This is a genomic window from Kribbella caucasensis, assembly GCF_004361855.1.
GTDB lineage: Bacteria > Actinomycetota > Actinomycetes > Propionibacteriales > Kribbellaceae > Kribbella > Kribbella caucasensis.
Genome location: NZ_SNWQ01000007.1, coordinates 341,592 through 358,692, shown reverse-complemented (window position 1 = coordinate 358,692; position 17,101 = coordinate 341,592). Strand labels below are relative to the sequence as shown.

Below are 17,101 nucleotides of genomic sequence, written 5' to 3'. Positions count from 1 at the left end.
CCGGACAGCCGCGTTCCTACTGTGCACCCGCCTCGTACAGGAGTTTCTCGCCGTTGCCGGTCCACTCCACCACCACACCGGGTACCACGATGGTCTGGTCCTTCCACGTCAGTCCCTCACCGAGCGCACCGGTGCTGGACTTGGCCGCCTCCTTGGCCATCGCGTCCTTGATCGCCTTGCGGTCGGTGGACCCCGCGGCGGCGATCGACCGGGCCAGGAACCAGGCCGCGTCGTACGCCTCCGCCGAGTAGTTAAGCGGGTCCTCGCCGTACTCGGCCTTGAACGCCTTGACGAACTTCTGGCTCGACGAGCTCGCCTGCTGGTAGTTGAAGTCGACCGGCCAGACCATGCCGGCGCCGTCGGCCCCGGCCGGTTTGAGGTTGCCCGCGCTGGCGCCGGAGTTGCCCAGCACCGGGCCGTCGTACCCGGCCTGCCGGAGTTGCTTCATCGCGGTCGGGTTGGAGGCGCCGACCTGGAGGATCGCGACCACATCGGGCTTACCGCCCAGGATCTGCGCGATCGGGGCCTGGAAGTCCTGGGTGGTGGCCGGGGTGGCGATACTGCCGGTCACCGTCATGCCGAGTTCCTTGGCCAGGTCCGGCAACGTCTTGCTGCCGATCTCCTGCAGGGTGGGGGTCAGCTGGGTGTAGATGATGCCGACCGACTTCCAGCCCTGCTGCTGCAGGTACTTCTTCAGGATCGGGTAGTAGGTGCTCATCAGCGGTGTCGCCCGGTAGGTGAAGTCACCGACCACGACCCCGCTGCTGCCGGCCTGCGTGTAGACGATCGGCAGGCCTTGTTTCTGCGCGATCGGCGACATCGCCACCGCCTCGGTACTCGACACGGAGCCGAACACGGCCGCGACCTTCTTGTCGGCGACCGCCGAGCTCACCTCGCTGGCCGCCGTCTGGGCCTCGCTCTTGGTGTCGCTGAGTTCCAGCTCGAGCTTGCTGCCGCCGAGCAGGTTCGACGCGTTGATCTCCTTGACCGCCAACTGGTAGCCCTTGTTGGCCCCGGCACCCGCGAAGGCGACGATGCCGGTGGTCGGGTTGATCGAGACGATCTTGATCGTTTCCGGCAGTCCACCGTCGGCCGAGCCGCCGGAAGCACTGCCACCGCAGGCCGTCGCAGTCACCAGGGTTGCGAGGGCCACCATCACGACGGGGGCGGACCTGCGACGGGAACGCCCGAACGCCAGCCAGTTCATCCGTTCCTCCAGGGGATCAGTATTCCATGCACATGATTAGCATGTAACTGGCACCATATTCCGAGGACGGGGTGCTGTAAAGAGCGTCCGGTCAGTCCACCCGGATGGCCAGCTCGGGACAGCTGTCCGCGGCCAGCTGGGCGTCCGCCTCGCGATCGGCGGGGACCGCCTCGCCCTCGACGTAGGCATGCCCGTCCTCCTCGCGAGCGAAGAACAGGCCGGGTGCGCTGAGCCGGCAGAGTCCGTGTCCCTGGCAGCGGCTGTCGTCGATCTTGATGTGCATGAGCATCTCCTGTTTCGCACAGTGAGTGCGCGGGTGCCCTGGGTACGACGGGCACGAGGGCACCGTTGACACGAACGCTAATCAGTATAACCATGAGCCTGGTATTGACCAGCGACGAAAGGCGCCGCCCATGGCCGCTGAGGGCAGACACCCGATCGCCGACTTCGACCACAACTCCGAGCGCCACTCCGCCGATCCGGTCGGTTCGTACCGGGCCCTGCGCGACGTCGGCCCGGTCGCCTGGTCCGAGCATCACGGCGGCTACTGGATCCTTTCCGACTACCGCTCGGTGTTCGAGGCGGCCCGTGACGACGAGACGTTCTCCTCGGCCCGCACCGGCGACGGCGGCGAAGGGTTGTCGGTGGTGATCCCGAAGACCCCGATGCATTTCCACATCCCGATCGAGATCGATCCGCCGGAGTTCCGCAAGTGGCGCAAGATCCTCAACCCGATCACGGCGCCGGCGGCGATCGAGCGGCTGGAACGAATGGTCCGGTACTACGTGACCTGGTTCATCGACGACATCATCGAGCGGGGCGAATGCGACCTGGCGAACGTGATCGGCGTCCCCTCGATCGTCACGGTCGACTGGCTCGGTCTCGACGTGGCCGACTGGAAGCGGTACGCGTCGGCGCACCACGCAGTACTGGCCGCTGTTCGTGGCAGCGCCGAGTGGGAACAGGCGGTCACCGTGGATCTGCCTTATCTGGAAGGCAGGACGCGCGAGGTGATCGCCGCGCGCCGGGCCGAACCCGCCGACGACATCATCAGCTATCTCGTGCAGTGCGAGGTCGACGGCCGGACGATCACCGACGACGAGGTCTACTCGATGGTCGACCTGCTGCTCGCGGGTGGCGTCGGCACCACCGCGTCGCTGGTGAGCAACACCGTCGTCTGGCTCTACCAGCACCAGGACGTCCGCCGCCGGTTGATCGACGACCCCGGACTGATCGACAAGGCGATCGAGGAATTCCTCAGGTACTTCTCCCCCACCCAGGGCCTTGCTCGTACGGTCAGCCAGGACACGGACTTCCAGGGCTGCCCGATGAAGAAGGGCGACCGGGTGCTGCTGGCCTGGGCATCGGCGAACCGGGACCCCGAGCAGTTCGACGAACCCGACCAGGTGGACATCGAGCGCTGGCCGAACCGGCACACCGCCTTCGGTATCGGGGTGCATCGCTGCGCCGGCTCGCATCTCGGCCGCGCGATGGCCAAGGAGTTGCTGACCCAGATCCTGCACCGGATGGGCGACTACGTCGTCGACCTGGAGGCCCTCGAGCCGTATCCGCACCAGGGCACGAACACCGGCTGGCAACGCATCCCGGCGACCTTCACACCTGGTCCCCGGTTGCTGGAGGACACCCCGAGGTGACGCGGCGGATCCTCGTCGCCGGCGCGGGACTCTCGGCGCTACGAACGGTCGAGCAGTTGCGCACCGCCGGCTGGTCCGAGTCGATCACTGTCGTAGGGGCCGAGCCGCATCCGCCGTACAACCGGCCGCCGCTCACCAAGGAAGCACTCCGCGGCGGGATCGACCCGGACGCCCTGCGGTTCCCACACCGCTCCTCGATCAGCGATGTCGAGTGGCGGCTGGGTCGCCGGGTCGATGGCGTTGACCTCCGGTCCCGCCGAGCGACTCTGGACGACGGGGAGATGCTGACGTACGACGGCCTCGTGGTCGCGACCGGCGTTCGGTCCCGGACCCTTCGGCTGGACGGGCCTCCGCGGCACCGGATCAGGACTGTGGACGACGCCCAGCGGCTTCGGCGGGAGCTGATTCCTGGCGCTCGGGTGACGGTGATCGGTGCCGGGTTCATCGGTTGCGAGGTCGCCGCAACCGCTGCCGGACTGGGATGCGTGGTCACGGTCGTGGAGCCGCTCGAGACACCGCTTCGAGTTGCGGTGGGCCGATTGGTGGGTGACGAGTTGCGTCGTCGGCATGAGCAGCAGGGAGTTCGGTCCCGGCTCGGGCGCAGCGTCGTACGGCTGGACGGGGATGTGGTGCTGGACGACGGCAGCCGTGTGGGGACCGATGTGGTTGTCGAGGCGGTCGGGTCCGTGCCGAACGTCGAGTGGCTCGATGGCAACGGTCTCGACCTGTCGGATGGCGTCCTCTGCTCGTCGGATCTGCATCCGGTCACAGCGTCAGGGCCAGTGACCGAGGTCGTCGCTGTCGGGGATGTCGTGCGGTTCCCCAACCCTCGGTTCGGGGCGACGTCGCTTCGTATCGAGCACTGGACGATGTGTGGCGACACCGCGCGCCATGCGGCCGTCAGCCTGGTTGCGGGTCTCAATGGCGGCTCGTCCGAGCGGCCCGAATTCGCACCGTTGCCGACGTTCTGGAGCGAGCAGTTCGGGACTCGGCTCCAGTCCTTCGGTGTGCCGGGGCTGGGTCTCGACGACGTTCGGGTGCTGGAGGGCGATCTTCGGGACGAGTGTGCGGTCGGTTATCACCGTGACGGCGTCTTGGTCGGTGTGGTTCTGCTGGGGCTGCGGACGCGGATGATGCAGTTCCGGCAACTACTGGTCGACGCGACGCAGCTCGCCGGTCAGCGGTAGTCCTTCAGGAAGGCGTTGCCGTTCTCGGAGTACAGCACCTCGGGCCAGTCGGACGGCCGGTGGTCGCCGTACGCGCGGACGCTGTCGCGATCACCGAGTCCGGCGCCCAGCTCGTCGAACGGCAGGTAGTACATGTACGACATCAGCCGGTCGGCGAACCTCCAACGGCCCGCTTCGCGACGGTAGACGTCCTTGTACCGCAGAGCGACCTGCATGGCGACGCCGTTGCGGGAGACCTCGGCGTGCGAGGCGAGCAGGCCGGTGGCCCGGTCCGGGTCCGTCGGGTCGAACCGGATCAGGTGCCCGTGCGAGAAGTGGTTCGTCGGGCCGAGCGCGGCGAAGCGGCCCAGGTACGTGGTGACGATCTCCTCGATCCCCGACGCGGCGAACACCCCGTCCTGGGAGCGCAGGGTCGCGTCCGCGCAGAAGATCTCCCGGATCCCGTCCTCGTCGCGCTCGTCCATCACGAACCCGTAGAGCACGCCGAGCTCCTGGATTGCGGCCCGGTCCTCGAGCCGAGTGCCCGACCACCAGGACGCGTGGTCCGCCGGCAGCTCCGACCCTTGGAAGGCCGGATCGCGGTTCTCCTGGAAGGCCGTCACGCCCTCCTTGCCGTCGCCGATCGAGGTGGCGAACATCGCGAGCGACTCGACCAGGTGCGCCTCGCGCGGATGCGGTTGCGCGGCGTCGCGGTACATCATCTGCCGGGTCAGAGCCGTCGCCTCCGGCGATCGGTTGGCGGTGAACCTCCGCGCGAGGGCATAGGCGTCGGACAGCAGCTTGCCGGGATCGTGCACCGAACGGACCAGACCTGCGTCGTACGCCTCGGCGGCGGTCAGGATCTCGGCGGAGTAGGCCAGCTCCAGAGCCCGGCTGAGGCCGACGATCCGGGGCAGGAACCACGTCGAGCAAGCCTCCGGAACGATCCCCAGCTTGCCGAACACGAACCCGATCCGCGCCTGCGACGACGCGAGCCGGACGTCCATCGCAAGCGTCATGGTCGCGCCGATGCCGACCGCGGGACCGTTGATCGCGGCAACCACCGGTTTGGTGCAGTCGTAGATCGCCAGCGCCACCCGGCCACCGGTGTCCCGGACCCCGTACTCCGGGTCGTCGTACCGCCGGCGCAGCTCGGTCATCGTCGGCCGCCGGTTCTCGTCCAGGCCGAAGACGTTGCCGTCCACGGACAGGTCCATCCCGGCGCAGAAGGCCCGGCCCGCACCGGTGACGACGATCGCCGCGACCGAATCGTCGGCGCTCGCCCGGTGGAACGCGTCCACCAGTTCGCCGGCCATCGTGACCGTGAACGCGTTCAGCTGGTCCGGCCGGTTCAGGGTCAGCGTCAGGATCCGGTCATCGACCGCGTAGTCCAGGGTCTGGTAGGACATGGCTCTCCCTTGTGACGGCCGGTCGCACCTTGGGTCACGGCTCTCTGTCATGAGTGTCGGCTGTGACGCCGTTGTCTCGGAGCACGGATTTGCGTACCTTCTGCGACGGCGTCTTCGGTAGCGAGTCGACGATCCGCAGGTAGCGCGGGATCGCGAAGGCCGGGATGCGTCCCGCACAGAACTGCCACAGTTCGTCCGCGGTCACCGGCTCGGCCGCCACGATCACCGCGAGCACCTCGTCCTCCCCCGCCTCCACGTCGGCCGGTACGCCGATCACGGCGCACTCCGTCACCGCCGGGTGGCCGAGGATTGCCTGCTCGACCTCGTACGAGCTGATGTTCTCGCCCCGCCGGCGCAACGCGTCCTTGTAGCGATCGATGAAGTAGAACCAGCCGTCCTCGTCCTTGCGCAACGCGTCACCGGTGTGGAACCACAGGTTGCGCCAGGTCTCGACCGTCTTCTCGGGCATGTTGTAGTAGCCGTTGCTGCAGATCCCCGGGACGAGCGGCCGGACCACCAGCTCCCCGACCTCGCCGACCGGCACCTCGCGATCGGTCTCGGGGTCGACCAGCTTGATGTCGAACCAGTCGGCCGCCTGCAACCCCGCCGCGCCCGCCGGCCTATCCACCCCGTACGGCGACAGGATCGGCGCGCACGTCTCGGTCAGGCCGAACGCGTCCACGAACGCCTCGATCCCGAATCGCTCCTTGAATTGCGGAAGGATCGTGACCGCCGTCGGCGCGGCGTACACGCAGCGCAGTCTGTTGTCGCGATCGTCCGGCCGGGGTGGTTGCTTCCAGGCGAAGTCCATCATCACGCCGACGAAGTTCGTCACGGTGACGCCGGAGTCGCGGACGTGGTCGATCCAGCGGCTGGCGCTGAACTTCGGTCGCACCACCGCGCGTCCACCGGCGACGATCGCGGGGTACACAGCCATGAACTGCGCGTTGCCGTGGAACAGCGGCGTCGTGGTGAGGTAGACGTCCTCGGATGTCAGCCGGGTCAGCGAGACCACGACCTGGGCGAAGAAGTAGAGCTGGGAGTTGGGCATCGCCACGCCCTTGGACGGGCCGGTGGTGCCCGAGGTGTAGAAGATCGCGCCCAGGTCCTGCGGTTTTGGTGTCGGCAGGTCCGACTTCGGGCCGTGTTCGAGCTCCTCCCAGGGCGAGGCCTGCCAGCCGTTGTCCTGCAGCAGGCGGATGGCCTTGTCCCGGGTACCGGTGTCGATCACCCAGAACTTCTCGATCCCACGGGCGTGCTCGGCGATGGCGATCCACCGCTCGGCGAAGGTGTCGTCGATGACGGCGAACCTTGCCTTGGCGATGGCGAGCTGATGCCGGAGGAACTCGCCCTCGTAGTTGGTGTTGATCGGCACCTCGACGAGCCCGCCGACCGCGGTACCCCACCAACTGCGCACCAGCTCGGACGAGTTGGCCGCCATGATGACCACCCGGTCGCCCTGCCCGGCACCGGCGCCGTACAGCGTCGACGCGACCCGCTCCGCCGAGTCGAGCGCTTCGGCGTAGGTCAGCGTCAGGCCCTGGTCGGGATGGTCGAGGCAGATCGCGGCCGGCCTCGCGGAAGCGTGGTGACGTAGCACGTGGGCGAACGTCCAGGTGTCCGGATCGGGGAAGGCCGGCACCAGGTCGCGGTACACCATCGGGTTCGCAGCAGCCATGTGTCGCCCTCCCTGTCTGGTCTATAACTATTTATCATATGCATGGATTATCCGTCACGGCTTCGGTCAACCCGCCACCGGAGCGCCCGGATAGCCAGGAGTCCGGTCAGCTCCTGTTGAGCGTGAACATAGTCGGCGTTTGGATTTAGTCGGCGTATGCAAGTATTGTCGACGCCGGTAACCGTCGCCCTCATCAGGAGGAACCTCATGCCGCTCGCTCTCCTCGCGCTTGCCATCGGCGCGTTCGGGATCGGCACCACGGAGTTCGTCATCGCCGGTCTGCTCCCCGAGGTCGCCACCGAGTTCGGCGTCTCCATCCCCGCCGCAGGCTGGCTCATCACCGGCTACGCGCTCGGCGTCGCGGCCGGTGCCCTACCGATGACCGCACTAGGCAACCGCATGCGCCGCAAGCACCTGTTGATGCTGTTGATGGTCGTCTTCATCGCCGGCAACCTGCTGTCCGCGATAGCGCCGACCTACACCATGATGATGCTCAGCCGGATCGTCGCCGCCCTCTGCCACGGCGCCTTCTTCGGAGTCGGTTCAGTAGCCGCCGCGGACCTGGTCAAACCGGAGAAGAAGGCCAGCGCGATCGCCCTGATGTTCACCGGCCTGACCGTCGCCAACGTGCTCGGCGTCCCGATGGGCACGTTCATCGGCCAGGACCTCGGCTGGCGCGCCACCTTCTGGGTAGTCGCCGCACTCGGCGTCATCGGCCTGGCCGGGATCGCGATCCTGGTCCCCAATACGCCGAGGGCGGCCACCGCCCGGCTCGCGGCGGAGTTCGCCGTCTTCCGCAGCATCCGGGTCTGGCTCGCGATCGCCATGACCGTGCTCGGTTTCGGCGGCGTCTTCGCCTCCTTCACCTACATCGCCCCGATGATGACCGAGGACGCCGGCCTGCCGGCGAACGCAGTCAGCTGGCTGCTGGTCGTCTTCGGCGCCGGCCTGATCCTCGGCAACCTGCTCGGCGGCCGATTCACCGACCGCGCGCTGATGCCGACCCTCTATACCGTCCTCGCGGCCCTCGTCGTAGTACTGGCAGTCTTCGGCTTCACCGCCCACAAGCCCGTACCGGCGATCATCACCCTCTTCCTGCTAGGCGGATTCGGCTTCGCCACCGTCCCGCCCCTCCAGCTGCGGACCCTCGCGAGCGCCGAGTCCGCCCCCACCGTCGCCTCGGCCGTCAACATCGGCGCCTTCAACCTCGGCAACGCCCTCGCCGCCTGGCTCGGCGGTGTCGTCATCGCCGCCGGCCACGACTACGCCGCCACCAACTGGGCCGGCGCCGCCATGGCCTTCGCCGCCCTCCTCCTGGCCGTGCTCTCCGGTGCCTTGGACCGCCGCCGCTCCCCAGCTCCAGCACCAACCCTGGAGCTCACCCCGACCCACTGAGCTCAGCCGGTTCGGGTACCGGCGAGTCTTCGGTACAGACGGAATCGGACTTCTGCCCGGATGATGAGCGATATGACGGAAGATCCAGTCAGGGCCGGCATCGCGGTCCGGGCACAGATCCTCGCCACAGAGCACTGGAGCCTGCTGGCGACGCGGAGCCAGACCTGGGCGGAGGTGATGGGCAGGATCACCGCCCAGTTCACCTTCGCCTCGGCCTCGCTCGTCGTCCTCGCCCTGACTCTCCAGGTGGTGGGACTGAACGACTCGTTCCGTCTGCTGGCGGTGTGGCTGGGACTCTCCGTGCTCGTCACCGGCACACTCACGGCGCTCCGCGTGCGCAACGCCAGCCAGCAGGACCTGATGCTCGTCGTCGGGATGAACCGGCTTCGCGCGGCGTACGTCGAGATCGATCCCGGGGTCAAGGACCACCTGGTGACAGGCTGGACGGATGACGCGGCCGGGATCCAACGCACCTACGACATGGGCGTCAGGAGAAGCGGGCTCTCCCACTTCCTCGCCAGTGCCTTCGTCTTCACCGGCGCCGTCAACGTGATCATCGCCGCCGGACTCGGCGCGGTGCTCGCGGACACCGCCGGAACCGGCGGAACCGCCACGGCCCTGATCGGCGCCGCGGCGGCTCTGTTGTACGCCGGCCTCGTGGTGTTCCCCGCGCACCGGGGATATCGCCGGGTCCGTGGCAGGTCGAGGCCGGACCCCAATGACGACGCGGCCGGCTGAGTTCCGGATCAGCACGAACGCGGTGCCCCCGCGGGCCTACAACCTGATCGACTTCTTGTTCATGAACTCCTCGATGCCGGCGGGGCCTAGTTCGCGGCCGAGGCCGGAGCGTTTGATGCCGCCGAATGGGAGGTCGGCCTGGGAGCCGCCGGCGGTGTTGAGGTAGACCATGCCGGCCTCGATCTGGCGGGCCACCCGGGTGTTGCGCGCAGGATCCGTACCGAAGACGCTGGCCCCCAACCCGAACGGCGAGTCGTTGGCGATCCGGATCGCGTCCTCCTCGGTCTCGGCGCGGAACACGAGCACGACCGGACCGAAGATCTCCTCCGCATAGGCGTCCATCTCCGGCGTCACGTCGGTGAGCACGGTCGCCTCGAGGTACGCCCCCGGCCCGATCCGGCGACCACCGGTACGAAGGGTCGCGCCCTGCGAGACCGCCTTCGCGACCTGTCCCGCCACCTCGTCCGCCGCCGCGATCGAGGCGAGCGGAGGCAGCGTGGTCTTCGGGTCCGAGGGGTTGCCGGCGATGTAGTACGAGGCGACCCGCTTGGTCAGCCGGTCGACGAACTCGTCGTAGATGTCGGCCAGCACGATCATCCGCTTCGGCGCGTTGCAGGACTGGCCACAGTTCCGCATCCGGGCGGTCGCGGTGGCCTTGACGGTCTCGTTCATGTCGGCGGTGTCGAGCACGATGAGCGGATCGGAGCCGCCGAGTTCGAGGACCGACTTCTTCAGGTTCTTACCGGCCTCGGCGGCGACCGAGATTCCGGCCTGCTCACTTCCGGTCAGGGAGACCCCGGCGATCCGCGGATCCGCCAGCATCCAGGGGATCTGCCGGCTGGACGCGAACACGTTGACATAGGCGTTATCCGGTACGCCGGCGTCCCGCAGTACGGCCTCGATCGCCACCGCCGAGCGCGGGCAGATCGAGGCGTGCTTGAGCAGAATCGTGTTGCCGAGCACCAGATTCGGCGCGACGAACCGGGCCACCTGGTAGCACGGGAAGTTCCACGGCATCACGCCCAACAGCGCGCCGATCGGTTCCTTGGTGATGACGGCCCGGCCGCCCTTGATCGTCAACGGCTCGTCGGCCAGCAGGGCCGGGCCGTGCTCGGCGTAGTACCGGAAGATGTCGACCACGACGCCGATCTCGCCGCGGCCCTCGTTGATCCGTTTGCCCATCTCCTGCGTCATGATCGCGGCCAGCTCGTCCGTCCGCTCGGCGAACAACTCCGCCGCCCGGGCCACGATCGCCGTACGCTCCTCGACCGTCCGGCGACGCCAACCGGCGTACCCCCGGTGCACCCGCTCGATCGCGGCTCGCACCTGGTCGTCGGTCGCGTTCTCGATCTCCTCGATCAGTTCACCCGTCGCCGGGTCTGTGACTGCGTACATGGGGAACGAGTCCTCCGTTCTCTACGTCAGTGCGCAAGCCCAAAGGCTAACCGCTCAAGTACATACTGTATACACGGATCTCGCTGACGGCGCTCCTTCCCACTGGGAGTGGGCACCCGGTCAACCGCATCGGTGCGGTCGAGGGCGGGTGGGTTCAGGCGAGGTGAGGTGCCGTGGGGTGGGGCGACGGGCGGCGGGCGAGGTGGCGGAGGGGCTGGTTGGTGAGGGCGCGGGCCGCGAGGACCGAGCCGGCGCCGCGCATCGTCCAGCGGACCGTTGCCGGGAGGCGGCTGGAGAGGGGCCACGACGCGATCACGCCGGCCGCGGTCAGCAGGCGCGCGGTGGGTGACCAGTTCTCCTGGCGAAGCCCGGACTGCGGTTTGCCGGGACGGGCACGACCCTGGAGAGTCGGGACGTCCCCCGGTTCGTCGTACACGCGCCACTGAGTCTCGACGTCTCTCACGCCGGGGATCCGGTTGATCGCGCGAATGGCCTGGTCGGCCTCGGCAGCCAGGACGTCACCGGTCAGGGTCACTGTCCGGTCGTCGACCTCGACCTGAATGGCGTGCGGGTGGCTGACCTGGCGACCGAGTTCGGCGCGGACCCGATCGTGCAGGACGGCGTCGTCGGTCATCCGCCCGACCACGCGATACCGGGCGCCCGCGGCGACGCCTCGGCCGCGGTTCGAGAGGTCCCGGGACAGACCTTCGAGGCCCTCGTTGACCTCATGTGCCGCGTGGGCGGTCTTGTCGCGGAGCCGTGCGCGGCGAGAGTGTCCGCGCTCCGGATCCAGCAGGTACTCCGTGACAGCTCCGGCACTCGCGCTCACGGCGGTCAGGCCGGCCGCCTTGAGCAACTGCTCGCGGCGGGACGCTTGCGGCGCGGGCCGGCTGATTCGGTGAACGGCGAGTCGCATCAGATGTCATCCTCTCCGGTTCTGGCTCGGCCATGCAGTACCCAGTCGCGACCGCGAGCATGCGCCTCGGCACTGTCCGGCCGGCCGAACGAGGTCAGCTCGACGCCGTACCGGCCGCCTGAATCCTCCATCCAGAAAGGCCGCCGCCCCGCAAGGTCAGCACCCCGAGGACGTCAGCCGCTATCTGAAGGGTGACGTCTACCGCCTGTCCGCCACGATCGACGGCCGCGGCTGGACTGTCAACCTGCCCAACGCGCTCACCACCGCCCAGGCCGGCGAACGCGTCACCGTCGGAGTCCAGGCCAAGTACGCCGCGAGTTCCGCGACCCTGGGCCGGATCACCCTCACCGCCACCTCCGAAAGCGACCCCACCAAGAAGTCCACCGCCACCTGCCTGGCCGTCGCCCGGTAATCGGCACAGCCAACCTCCACAAGTAAAGAATCTTTGACATCCCCCAGGATCTGACCTACCTTCGGGGTGTCAAAGATTTTTTACATGGAGGGTGGAGCGGCATGGCGTTCGAGGAGAAGCGGGCGTGGATCATGCTCGTGGTGTCAGCGATCGGCTATGCCGTGTACGTCGCGCTCGTGCTGGCCCGGGCCGACGGTGCCGGGCTCGCGGACACGCCGTACGCCGGGGTGATGCTGGCCATCATCGGTGCGGCGATCGTCGCCGCGATGGTGGTGCAGGCGGTGGTCGTGGGTGTGTCGCCGAAGGAGGCGAACCAGAAGGACCAGCGCGACCAGCAGATCGCCCGGTTCGGTGATCACATCGGGCAGTCGTTCGTGGTGATCGGCGGCGTCGCGGCGATGTTGCTGGCGATCGCCGAGGTGGACCACTTCTGGATCGCGAACGCGGTCTATCTCGCCTTCGTGTTGTCCGCGTTGCTCGGGTCGGTGGCGAAGATCTTCGCCTACCGCCGGGGGTTCCAGCCGTGGTGAAGCCGACCCGGGTGACCAACTCGATCCGGGCGCTGCGGTACACCCGGGACGAGATGACCCAGGCCGAACTGGCGAAACGGATCGGCGTCACCCGGCAGACCGTGATCGCGATCGAGCAGGGCCGCTACTCCCCCTCGCTCGAGCTCGCGTTCCAGATCGCCCACGTCCTCGGCGTACCGCTCGACGACGTGTTCCAGTACCCAGGGGAGGAAAAATGAAGGCAATCGTCCAGGACAGATACGGCCCCGCCGACGTCCTGCAGCTCGCGGAGATCGACAAGCCTGTTGCCCGCGGCAAGGAAGTGCTGATCGACGTCCGGGCCGCCGGCGTGGACATCGGCACCTGGCACCTGATGGCCGGGCGGCCCTATATGGTCCGGCTCGCCATGGGCCTGCGCCGGCCCAGGGCGCGAGTCCGCGGCCGCGATGTCGCCGGGGTGGTCGAGGCGGTCGGCCCGGAGGTCACCCGCTTCCGCGTCGGCGACGAGGTCTACGGCACCTGTGACGGTTCCTTCGCCGAGTACGCCGCCGGCGCCGAGAAGCGGCTGGCCCGCAAACCGTCCAACCTCACCTTCGAGCAGGCCGCCGCGATGCCTATCTCGGCGGGCACAGCGCTCCAAGGACTCAGCGACCTCAAGTCCGGGCAGCGGGCACTCATCATCGGCGCGGCCGGCGCTGTCGGCACCTTCGCCGTACAGCTCGCCAAGCACCGCGGTGCCCACGTCACCGGCGTCTGCAGTACGACGAAGCTCGACCTGGTCCGCGAACTCGGCGCTGACGAGGTGATCGACTACACCCAGGACGAGATCACCGAGCAGTACGACTTCATCCTCGACACCGCCGGCGCCCGCACGCTCACCGAGCTCCGGCGGGCCCTCACCCCCCACGGCACCCTGATGATCGTCGGCGCCGAAACCAGCGGCAAACTCCTCGGTGGCCTCGATCGGGGGCTGCGTGCGTTGCTCATCTCGCCCTTCATCAGGCAGCGCCTCGCGGTTCTGGTCTCCACCGAGAAGGCCGAGGTCTACGACGAACTCCGCGAGCTGATCGAGGCAGGCGCTCTGAAGCCCGTCATCGACCAGAGCTACCCGCTCGCCGACGCCGCATCAGCCGTCCGCCGCCTCACCGAAACCCACGCCCGCGGCAAACTGGTCCTCACGATCTGACCTCCAGCCGCAGCAGCCGGTCGGCCCGCTCCACCACATCCGCCGCCAAGGCAGTTCGTCCACCGCGCCATTCTCGCTGACGTCAGTGGCAGACGTCGGTGCCTTCGTCGGTGTAGGTCTTGCCTGGGACCGGGATGAACTCCCAGCGGTAGGACTCGGCGTCCAGGGTGAACTTGAGGACGCCGTGGGTGTCGTCGGTCCGGGACTCGCTGTTGGGCGCGACCGTGTCGAAGTCGTACAGGCCCCCGCCGCCGGTGCCGACGACGAAGGCCCTGAGACCCCGCGCATCATCGGGATCGTAGGCGGGGTTCTGCTTGCCGAACCGCTCGTAGTTGTGGTTGTGCCCGGCAACGACCACGTCGGCCCCGGCCGCGTAGAGCACTTCGACCAGCGCTTGCATCGACTTCTCCGGCTTGTGGTTGCCACCCGACGTGAAGTACGGGTGATGCCAGTAGGCCAGGGTGCACCGCGTCGGCGTCGCGGCCAGGTCCGCGGCAAGCCACCGGGCTTGCTCGGACTCGTCGAAGCAGCCGCCGATCTGGTCACAGTTGGAGTTCAGTACGACGATGTGCCACGCGCCGAGGTTGTACGAGTAGTAGCCCTTCGCGGGATCGCCGGCCGCCGTACCGAAGTAGCCGAAGTACCCGCGAGCGTCCTCGGTGTCGTAGTCGTGGTTCCCGGGCGCCGGGCGCATCCGGTCGCGGTGCCGCCCCCAGGACGGCTGGAAGCAACTGCTGAAGTCTTTCGCCGTACCGTCGTCGTACACGTTGTCGCCGGTGGTGAATACGACCCCGGGGATCTGGTCGAGCAGGTTGGCCGTGGACTCGTCGGAGGTCTCGCCGCAGACGCCGATGTCACCCGCTCCCACCAGGACCGCCCCGGTCGCCGTCGGATTCGGCCGGCTGTTGCCCACGGTCGCCGGCGGACCGGGCGGCGGTACGGCCGAGTCGTCCGCACAAGCGACACAACCCGCGCCAAGGATCGCCGCCCCCAGCAGACGCAGCAGCACACCCCGCTCCCCCACACCCCCACGATAGAACGTCTGGCGGATGCCGTGGCGTCTCCAGTCGTTCAACCTGCGGACTGCGATTTGATGCTCACACGGTCTTGTTTACGCACAATTCTGCGCGCTATGGTCCCCGGCGTTACTCGTCCGCCCCGAGGAGAACAGTCATGGCTGAGATCAACCGTCGTAGGTTTCTGCAGTTGGCCGGTGGCAGCGCCGCCTTCGCCGCGATGGCGAGCAGTATCGAGCAGGCCGCCGCGATCCCGGCGTACCGGCGGTACGGCACCATCGAGGACGTCGAACACATCGTCGTGCTGATGCAGGAGAACAGATCGTTCGACCACTACTTCGGCGCGCTGAACGGCGTGCGCGGCTTCGGCGATCCCCGGCCGGTGACGCTGCCCAGCGGCAAGACGGTCTGGCACCAGGCCAAGGGCGGCAAAGAGACGCTGCCATTCCGGCCCGACGCGGACAACCTGGGCCTGCAGTTCATCCAGGACCTCGCGCACGGCTGGAACGACGGTCACCAGGCCTTCAACAACGGCCGGTACGACCAGTGGATCCCGGCCAAGACCGCGACCACGATGGCGTACCTGAACCGCGAGGACATCCCGTTCCACTACGCGGTGGCGGACAAGTTCACCATTTGCGACGCGTACCACTGCTCCTTCATCGGCTCGACCGACCCGAACCGCTACTACATGTGGACCGGGTACACCGGCAACGACGGCACCGGCGGCGGTCCCGTCCTCGGCAACGACGAACTCGGCTACGGCTGGAAGACCTACCCGGAGCGGCTCGAGCAGGCCGGTGTCTCCTGGAAGATCTACCAGGACATCGGCGACGGCCTCGACGCGGCCGGCCACTGGGGCTGGATCAACGACGCGTACCGCGGCAACTACGGCGACAACTCGCTGCTCTACTTCAACACCTACCGCAACGCCTCCCCCGGCGACCCGTTGTACGACAAGGCGCGGACCGGTACGAACGCGAAGGCCGGCGAGAACCTCTTCTCCCAACTCAAGGCCGATGTCCTCGGCAACCGGCTGCCGCAGATCTCCTGGATCGCCGCGCCGGAGGCGTTCACCGAGCACCCGAACTTCCCCGCCAACTACGGCGCCTGGTACATCGCCCAGGTACTCGACGCGCTCACCGCCGACCCGGAGGTGTGGAGCAAGACCGCGTTCTTCATCACGTACGACGAGAACGACGGCTTCTTCGACCACGTGGTCCCGCCGTACCCGCCCTCGTCCGCGGCCCAGGGACTGTCCACGGTCGACGTCTCTCCCGACCTGTTCCCGGGCAGCGTCCGGTACGTCGCTGGTCCGTACGGTCTCGGCCAACGCGTGCCGATGCTGGTCATCTCGCCCTGGAGCACCGGTGGTTACGTCTGCTCCGAGGTGCTCGACCACACGTCGATCATCCAGTTCATGGAGCGCCGGTTCGGGGTCCACGAGCCGAACATCTCGCCCTGGCGGCGGGCGATCTGCGGTGACCTCACCTCCGCCTTCGACTTCGGCACGACCGTCACGCAGCCCGCAACGCTCCCCGACACCACGGCATACGAGCCGCCGGACAACGACCGCCACCCGGACTACGTGCCGACCCCACCCAGGGTCGGTCGGCTCCCCGGCCAAGAGCGCGGCGCCCGCCCGACGCGACCACTCCCCTACGCCCCAGCCGTCGACGGCCTGGCCGACCCCTCGACCGGCAAATACAAACTGACCTTCCAGTCAGGACCGGACGCGGCCGCCCAGTTCCTGGTCACCGCCGCGAACCGCACCGACGGCCCGTGGACGTACACCACCGAGGCCGGCAAGACGCTCTCCGACAGCTGGAACTCGGCCTACTCGAAGGGCAGCTACAACCTCACCGTCCACGGCCCGAACGGCTTCCTCCGCACCTTCCGCGGCAAACCCGTCGCCGTCCCCGAGATCGTTGCCCGCCACAACAAACTCACCGGCGACCTCGACCTGACGATCACCAACTCCGCCCCCACCGACCACAACCTAACCATCACCAACGCGTACGGCGGACTCGTACAGCACCTCCTGATCCGAGCCAACACCACCACGAACCACCCCGTCGCCCTCCCCACCCACCACTGGTACGACGTAACCATCACCTCCGCCGCCGACCCCACCTACACCCGCCGCCTAGCCGGCCACATCGAAACCGGCACCCCCAGCACCTCGGACCCCGGCATCATCACGGCATAACCACCCCCTCACCACCACACCCCCCCCCGAGCCGAATCTCAGAGGCTAACCTCCCAGGTGCATGGTTGCCCCACCAAAATCTCGTTGGGCAACCATGCATCTCAAAGGTCAACCCCCGAAATGCGGACCTCGCCGGCCATGCCTGCCCGGTGTGGTGAGCGGGACCGGGGCCGGGTCGGGCTGCCACTGGGGACCTCGGTCAAGAAGTGG

General features: G+C 68.0%; 16 protein-coding genes. 9 read left to right on the top strand and 7 right to left on the bottom strand.

All coding sequences use genetic code 11. The annotated features are described in order from the left end of the window. Positions 1-16 precede the first annotated feature (16 nt). Both EV643_RS17270 and EV643_RS17265 read right to left on the bottom strand, forming a co-directional pair. Positions 17-1,207 carry an ABC transporter substrate-binding protein gene (locus EV643_RS17270; RefSeq protein ID WP_133801088.1) on the bottom strand — a complete coding sequence of 397 codons (1,191 nt, stop codon included), beginning with the start codon at positions 1,205-1,207 and terminating at the stop codon, positions 17-19. Positions 1,208-1,298: 91 nt separating this feature from the next. Then, on the bottom strand, positions 1,299-1,490 hold the full coding sequence (locus EV643_RS17265) for a ferredoxin (RefSeq protein ID WP_133801087.1): 192 nt from the start codon (positions 1,488-1,490) through the stop codon (positions 1,299-1,301). A 130-nt stretch (positions 1,491-1,620) separates the two neighbouring features. Here EV643_RS17265 and EV643_RS17260 point away from each other — a divergent pair, with 130 nt between their 5' ends. Both EV643_RS17260 and EV643_RS17255 read left to right on the top strand, forming a co-directional pair. Continuing rightward, complete coding sequence (locus EV643_RS17260) at positions 1,621-2,862, top strand: cytochrome P450 (RefSeq protein ID WP_133801086.1); 1,242 nt, start codon at positions 1,621-1,623, stop codon at positions 2,860-2,862. Beyond that, on the top strand, positions 2,859-4,049 hold the full coding sequence (locus EV643_RS17255; protein WP_133801085.1) for an NAD(P)/FAD-dependent oxidoreductase: 1,191 nt from the start codon (positions 2,859-2,861) through the stop codon (positions 4,047-4,049). Before EV643_RS17260 ends, EV643_RS17255 begins: the two co-directional genes overlap by 4 nt. On the opposite strand, the gene EV643_RS44865 is transcribed toward EV643_RS17255, so the two are convergent. Together EV643_RS44865 and EV643_RS17245 are read right to left on the bottom strand one after the other, a co-directional pair. Further along, the gene (locus EV643_RS44865; RefSeq protein ID WP_202869585.1) at positions 4,040-5,437 is read right to left on the bottom strand and encodes an enoyl-CoA hydratase-related protein; all 1,398 of its coding nucleotides are present in this window, start codon (positions 5,435-5,437) and stop codon (positions 4,040-4,042) included. The two genes, EV643_RS17255 and EV643_RS44865, sit on opposite strands and share 10 nt — an antisense overlap. Positions 5,438-5,471: 34 nt before the next feature. Further along, the gene (locus EV643_RS17245; protein WP_202869584.1) at positions 5,472-7,115 is read right to left on the bottom strand and encodes an AMP-binding protein; all 1,644 of its coding nucleotides are present in this window, start codon (positions 7,113-7,115) and stop codon (positions 5,472-5,474) included. A gap of 207 nt (positions 7,116-7,322) precedes the next feature. Between EV643_RS17245 and EV643_RS17240 the strand changes: the two genes are divergently transcribed. Next, positions 7,323-8,510, top strand: a complete 1,188-nt coding sequence (locus EV643_RS17240; RefSeq protein WP_133801084.1) for an MFS transporter — start codon at positions 7,323-7,325, stop codon at positions 8,508-8,510. 72 nt (positions 8,511-8,582) lie between these two features. Next, the gene (locus tag EV643_RS17235) at positions 8,583-9,248 is read left to right on the top strand and encodes a hypothetical protein (RefSeq protein WP_133801083.1); all 666 of its coding nucleotides are present in this window, start codon (positions 8,583-8,585) and stop codon (positions 9,246-9,248) included. 36 nt (positions 9,249-9,284) lie between these two features. Here EV643_RS17235 and EV643_RS17230 read toward each other — a convergent pair whose 3' ends face one another. Both EV643_RS17230 and EV643_RS17225 read right to left on the bottom strand, forming a co-directional pair. Further along, complete coding sequence (locus EV643_RS17230) at positions 9,285-10,643, bottom strand: NAD-dependent succinate-semialdehyde dehydrogenase (protein ID WP_133801082.1); 1,359 nt, start codon at positions 10,641-10,643, stop codon at positions 9,285-9,287. A gap of 154 nt (positions 10,644-10,797) precedes the next feature. Beyond that, the gene (locus EV643_RS17225; protein WP_133801081.1) at positions 10,798-11,559 is read right to left on the bottom strand and encodes a BON domain-containing protein; all 762 of its coding nucleotides are present in this window, start codon (positions 11,557-11,559) and stop codon (positions 10,798-10,800) included. Positions 11,560-11,677: 118 nt separating this feature from the next. Here EV643_RS17225 and EV643_RS47215 point away from each other — a divergent pair, with 118 nt between their 5' ends. The 4 genes from EV643_RS47215 (at position 11,678) to EV643_RS17205 (ending at position 13,666) form a co-directional block, all read left to right on the top strand. After that, a complete protein-coding gene (locus EV643_RS47215) occupies positions 11,678-11,971 on the top strand; it encodes a hypothetical protein (RefSeq protein WP_502255083.1) in 294 nt (97 codons plus the stop codon). 101 nt (positions 11,972-12,072) lie between these two features. Further along, on the top strand, positions 12,073-12,501 hold the full coding sequence (locus EV643_RS17215) for a hypothetical protein (protein ID WP_133801080.1): 429 nt from the start codon (positions 12,073-12,075) through the stop codon (positions 12,499-12,501). Further along, the gene (locus EV643_RS17210; RefSeq protein ID WP_133801079.1) at positions 12,495-12,719 is read left to right on the top strand and encodes a helix-turn-helix transcriptional regulator; all 225 of its coding nucleotides are present in this window, start codon (positions 12,495-12,497) and stop codon (positions 12,717-12,719) included. The genes EV643_RS17215 and EV643_RS17210 overlap by 7 nt, the downstream gene beginning before the upstream one ends. Further along, complete coding sequence (locus EV643_RS17205; RefSeq protein ID WP_133801078.1) at positions 12,716-13,666, top strand: NAD(P)-dependent alcohol dehydrogenase; 951 nt, start codon at positions 12,716-12,718, stop codon at positions 13,664-13,666. The genes EV643_RS17210 and EV643_RS17205 overlap by 4 nt, the downstream gene beginning before the upstream one ends. An 82-nt stretch (positions 13,667-13,748) precedes the next feature. Here the strand turns inward: EV643_RS17205 and EV643_RS17200 are convergent, their stop codons facing one another. Continuing rightward, the gene (locus EV643_RS17200; protein WP_202869583.1) at positions 13,749-14,690 is read right to left on the bottom strand and encodes a metallophosphoesterase family protein; all 942 of its coding nucleotides are present in this window, start codon (positions 14,688-14,690) and stop codon (positions 13,749-13,751) included. A gap of 149 nt (positions 14,691-14,839) precedes the next feature. Between EV643_RS17200 and EV643_RS17195 the strand changes: the two genes are divergently transcribed. Further along, positions 14,840-16,891 (top strand): phosphocholine-specific phospholipase C, encoded by a 2,052-nt coding sequence (locus tag EV643_RS17195; RefSeq protein ID WP_133801076.1) that lies wholly within the window; start codon positions 14,840-14,842, stop codon positions 16,889-16,891. Positions 16,892-17,101 lie beyond the last annotated feature (210 nt).

What these genes read in the sequence shown, in the direction of transcription:
- EV643_RS17230 (WP_133801082.1), bottom strand. Translation starts at nt 10,643, where the DNA reads ATGTACGCAGTCACAGACCCGGCGACGGGTGAACTGATCGAGGAGATC.
- EV643_RS17195 (WP_133801076.1), top strand. Translation starts at nt 14,840, where the DNA reads ATGGCTGAGATCAACCGTCGTAGGTTTCTGCAGTTGGCCGGTGGCAGC.
- EV643_RS17235 (WP_133801083.1), top strand. Translation starts at nt 8,583, where the DNA reads ATGACGGAAGATCCAGTCAGGGCCGGCATCGCGGTCCGGGCACAGATC.
- EV643_RS17245 (WP_202869584.1), bottom strand. Translation starts at nt 7,115, where the DNA reads ATGGCTGCTGCGAACCCGATGGTGTACCGCGACCTGGTGCCGGCCTTC.
- EV643_RS17240 (WP_133801084.1), top strand. Translation starts at nt 7,323, where the DNA reads ATGCCGCTCGCTCTCCTCGCGCTTGCCATCGGCGCGTTCGGGATCGGC.
- EV643_RS17205 (WP_133801078.1), top strand. Translation starts at nt 12,716, where the DNA reads ATGAAGGCAATCGTCCAGGACAGATACGGCCCCGCCGACGTCCTGCAG.
- EV643_RS17225 (WP_133801081.1), bottom strand. Translation starts at nt 11,559, where the DNA reads ATGCGACTCGCCGTTCACCGAATCAGCCGGCCCGCGCCGCAAGCGTCC.
- EV643_RS17270 (WP_133801088.1), bottom strand. Translation starts at nt 1,207, where the DNA reads ATGAACTGGCTGGCGTTCGGGCGTTCCCGTCGCAGGTCCGCCCCCGTC.
- EV643_RS44865 (WP_202869585.1), bottom strand. Translation starts at nt 5,437, where the DNA reads ATGTCCTACCAGACCCTGGACTACGCGGTCGATGACCGGATCCTGACG.
- EV643_RS17215 (WP_133801080.1), top strand. Translation starts at nt 12,073, where the DNA reads ATGGCGTTCGAGGAGAAGCGGGCGTGGATCATGCTCGTGGTGTCAGCG.
- EV643_RS17260 (WP_133801086.1), top strand. Translation starts at nt 1,621, where the DNA reads ATGGCCGCTGAGGGCAGACACCCGATCGCCGACTTCGACCACAACTCC.
- EV643_RS17265 (WP_133801087.1), bottom strand. Translation starts at nt 1,490, where the DNA reads ATGCACATCAAGATCGACGACAGCCGCTGCCAGGGACACGGACTCTGC.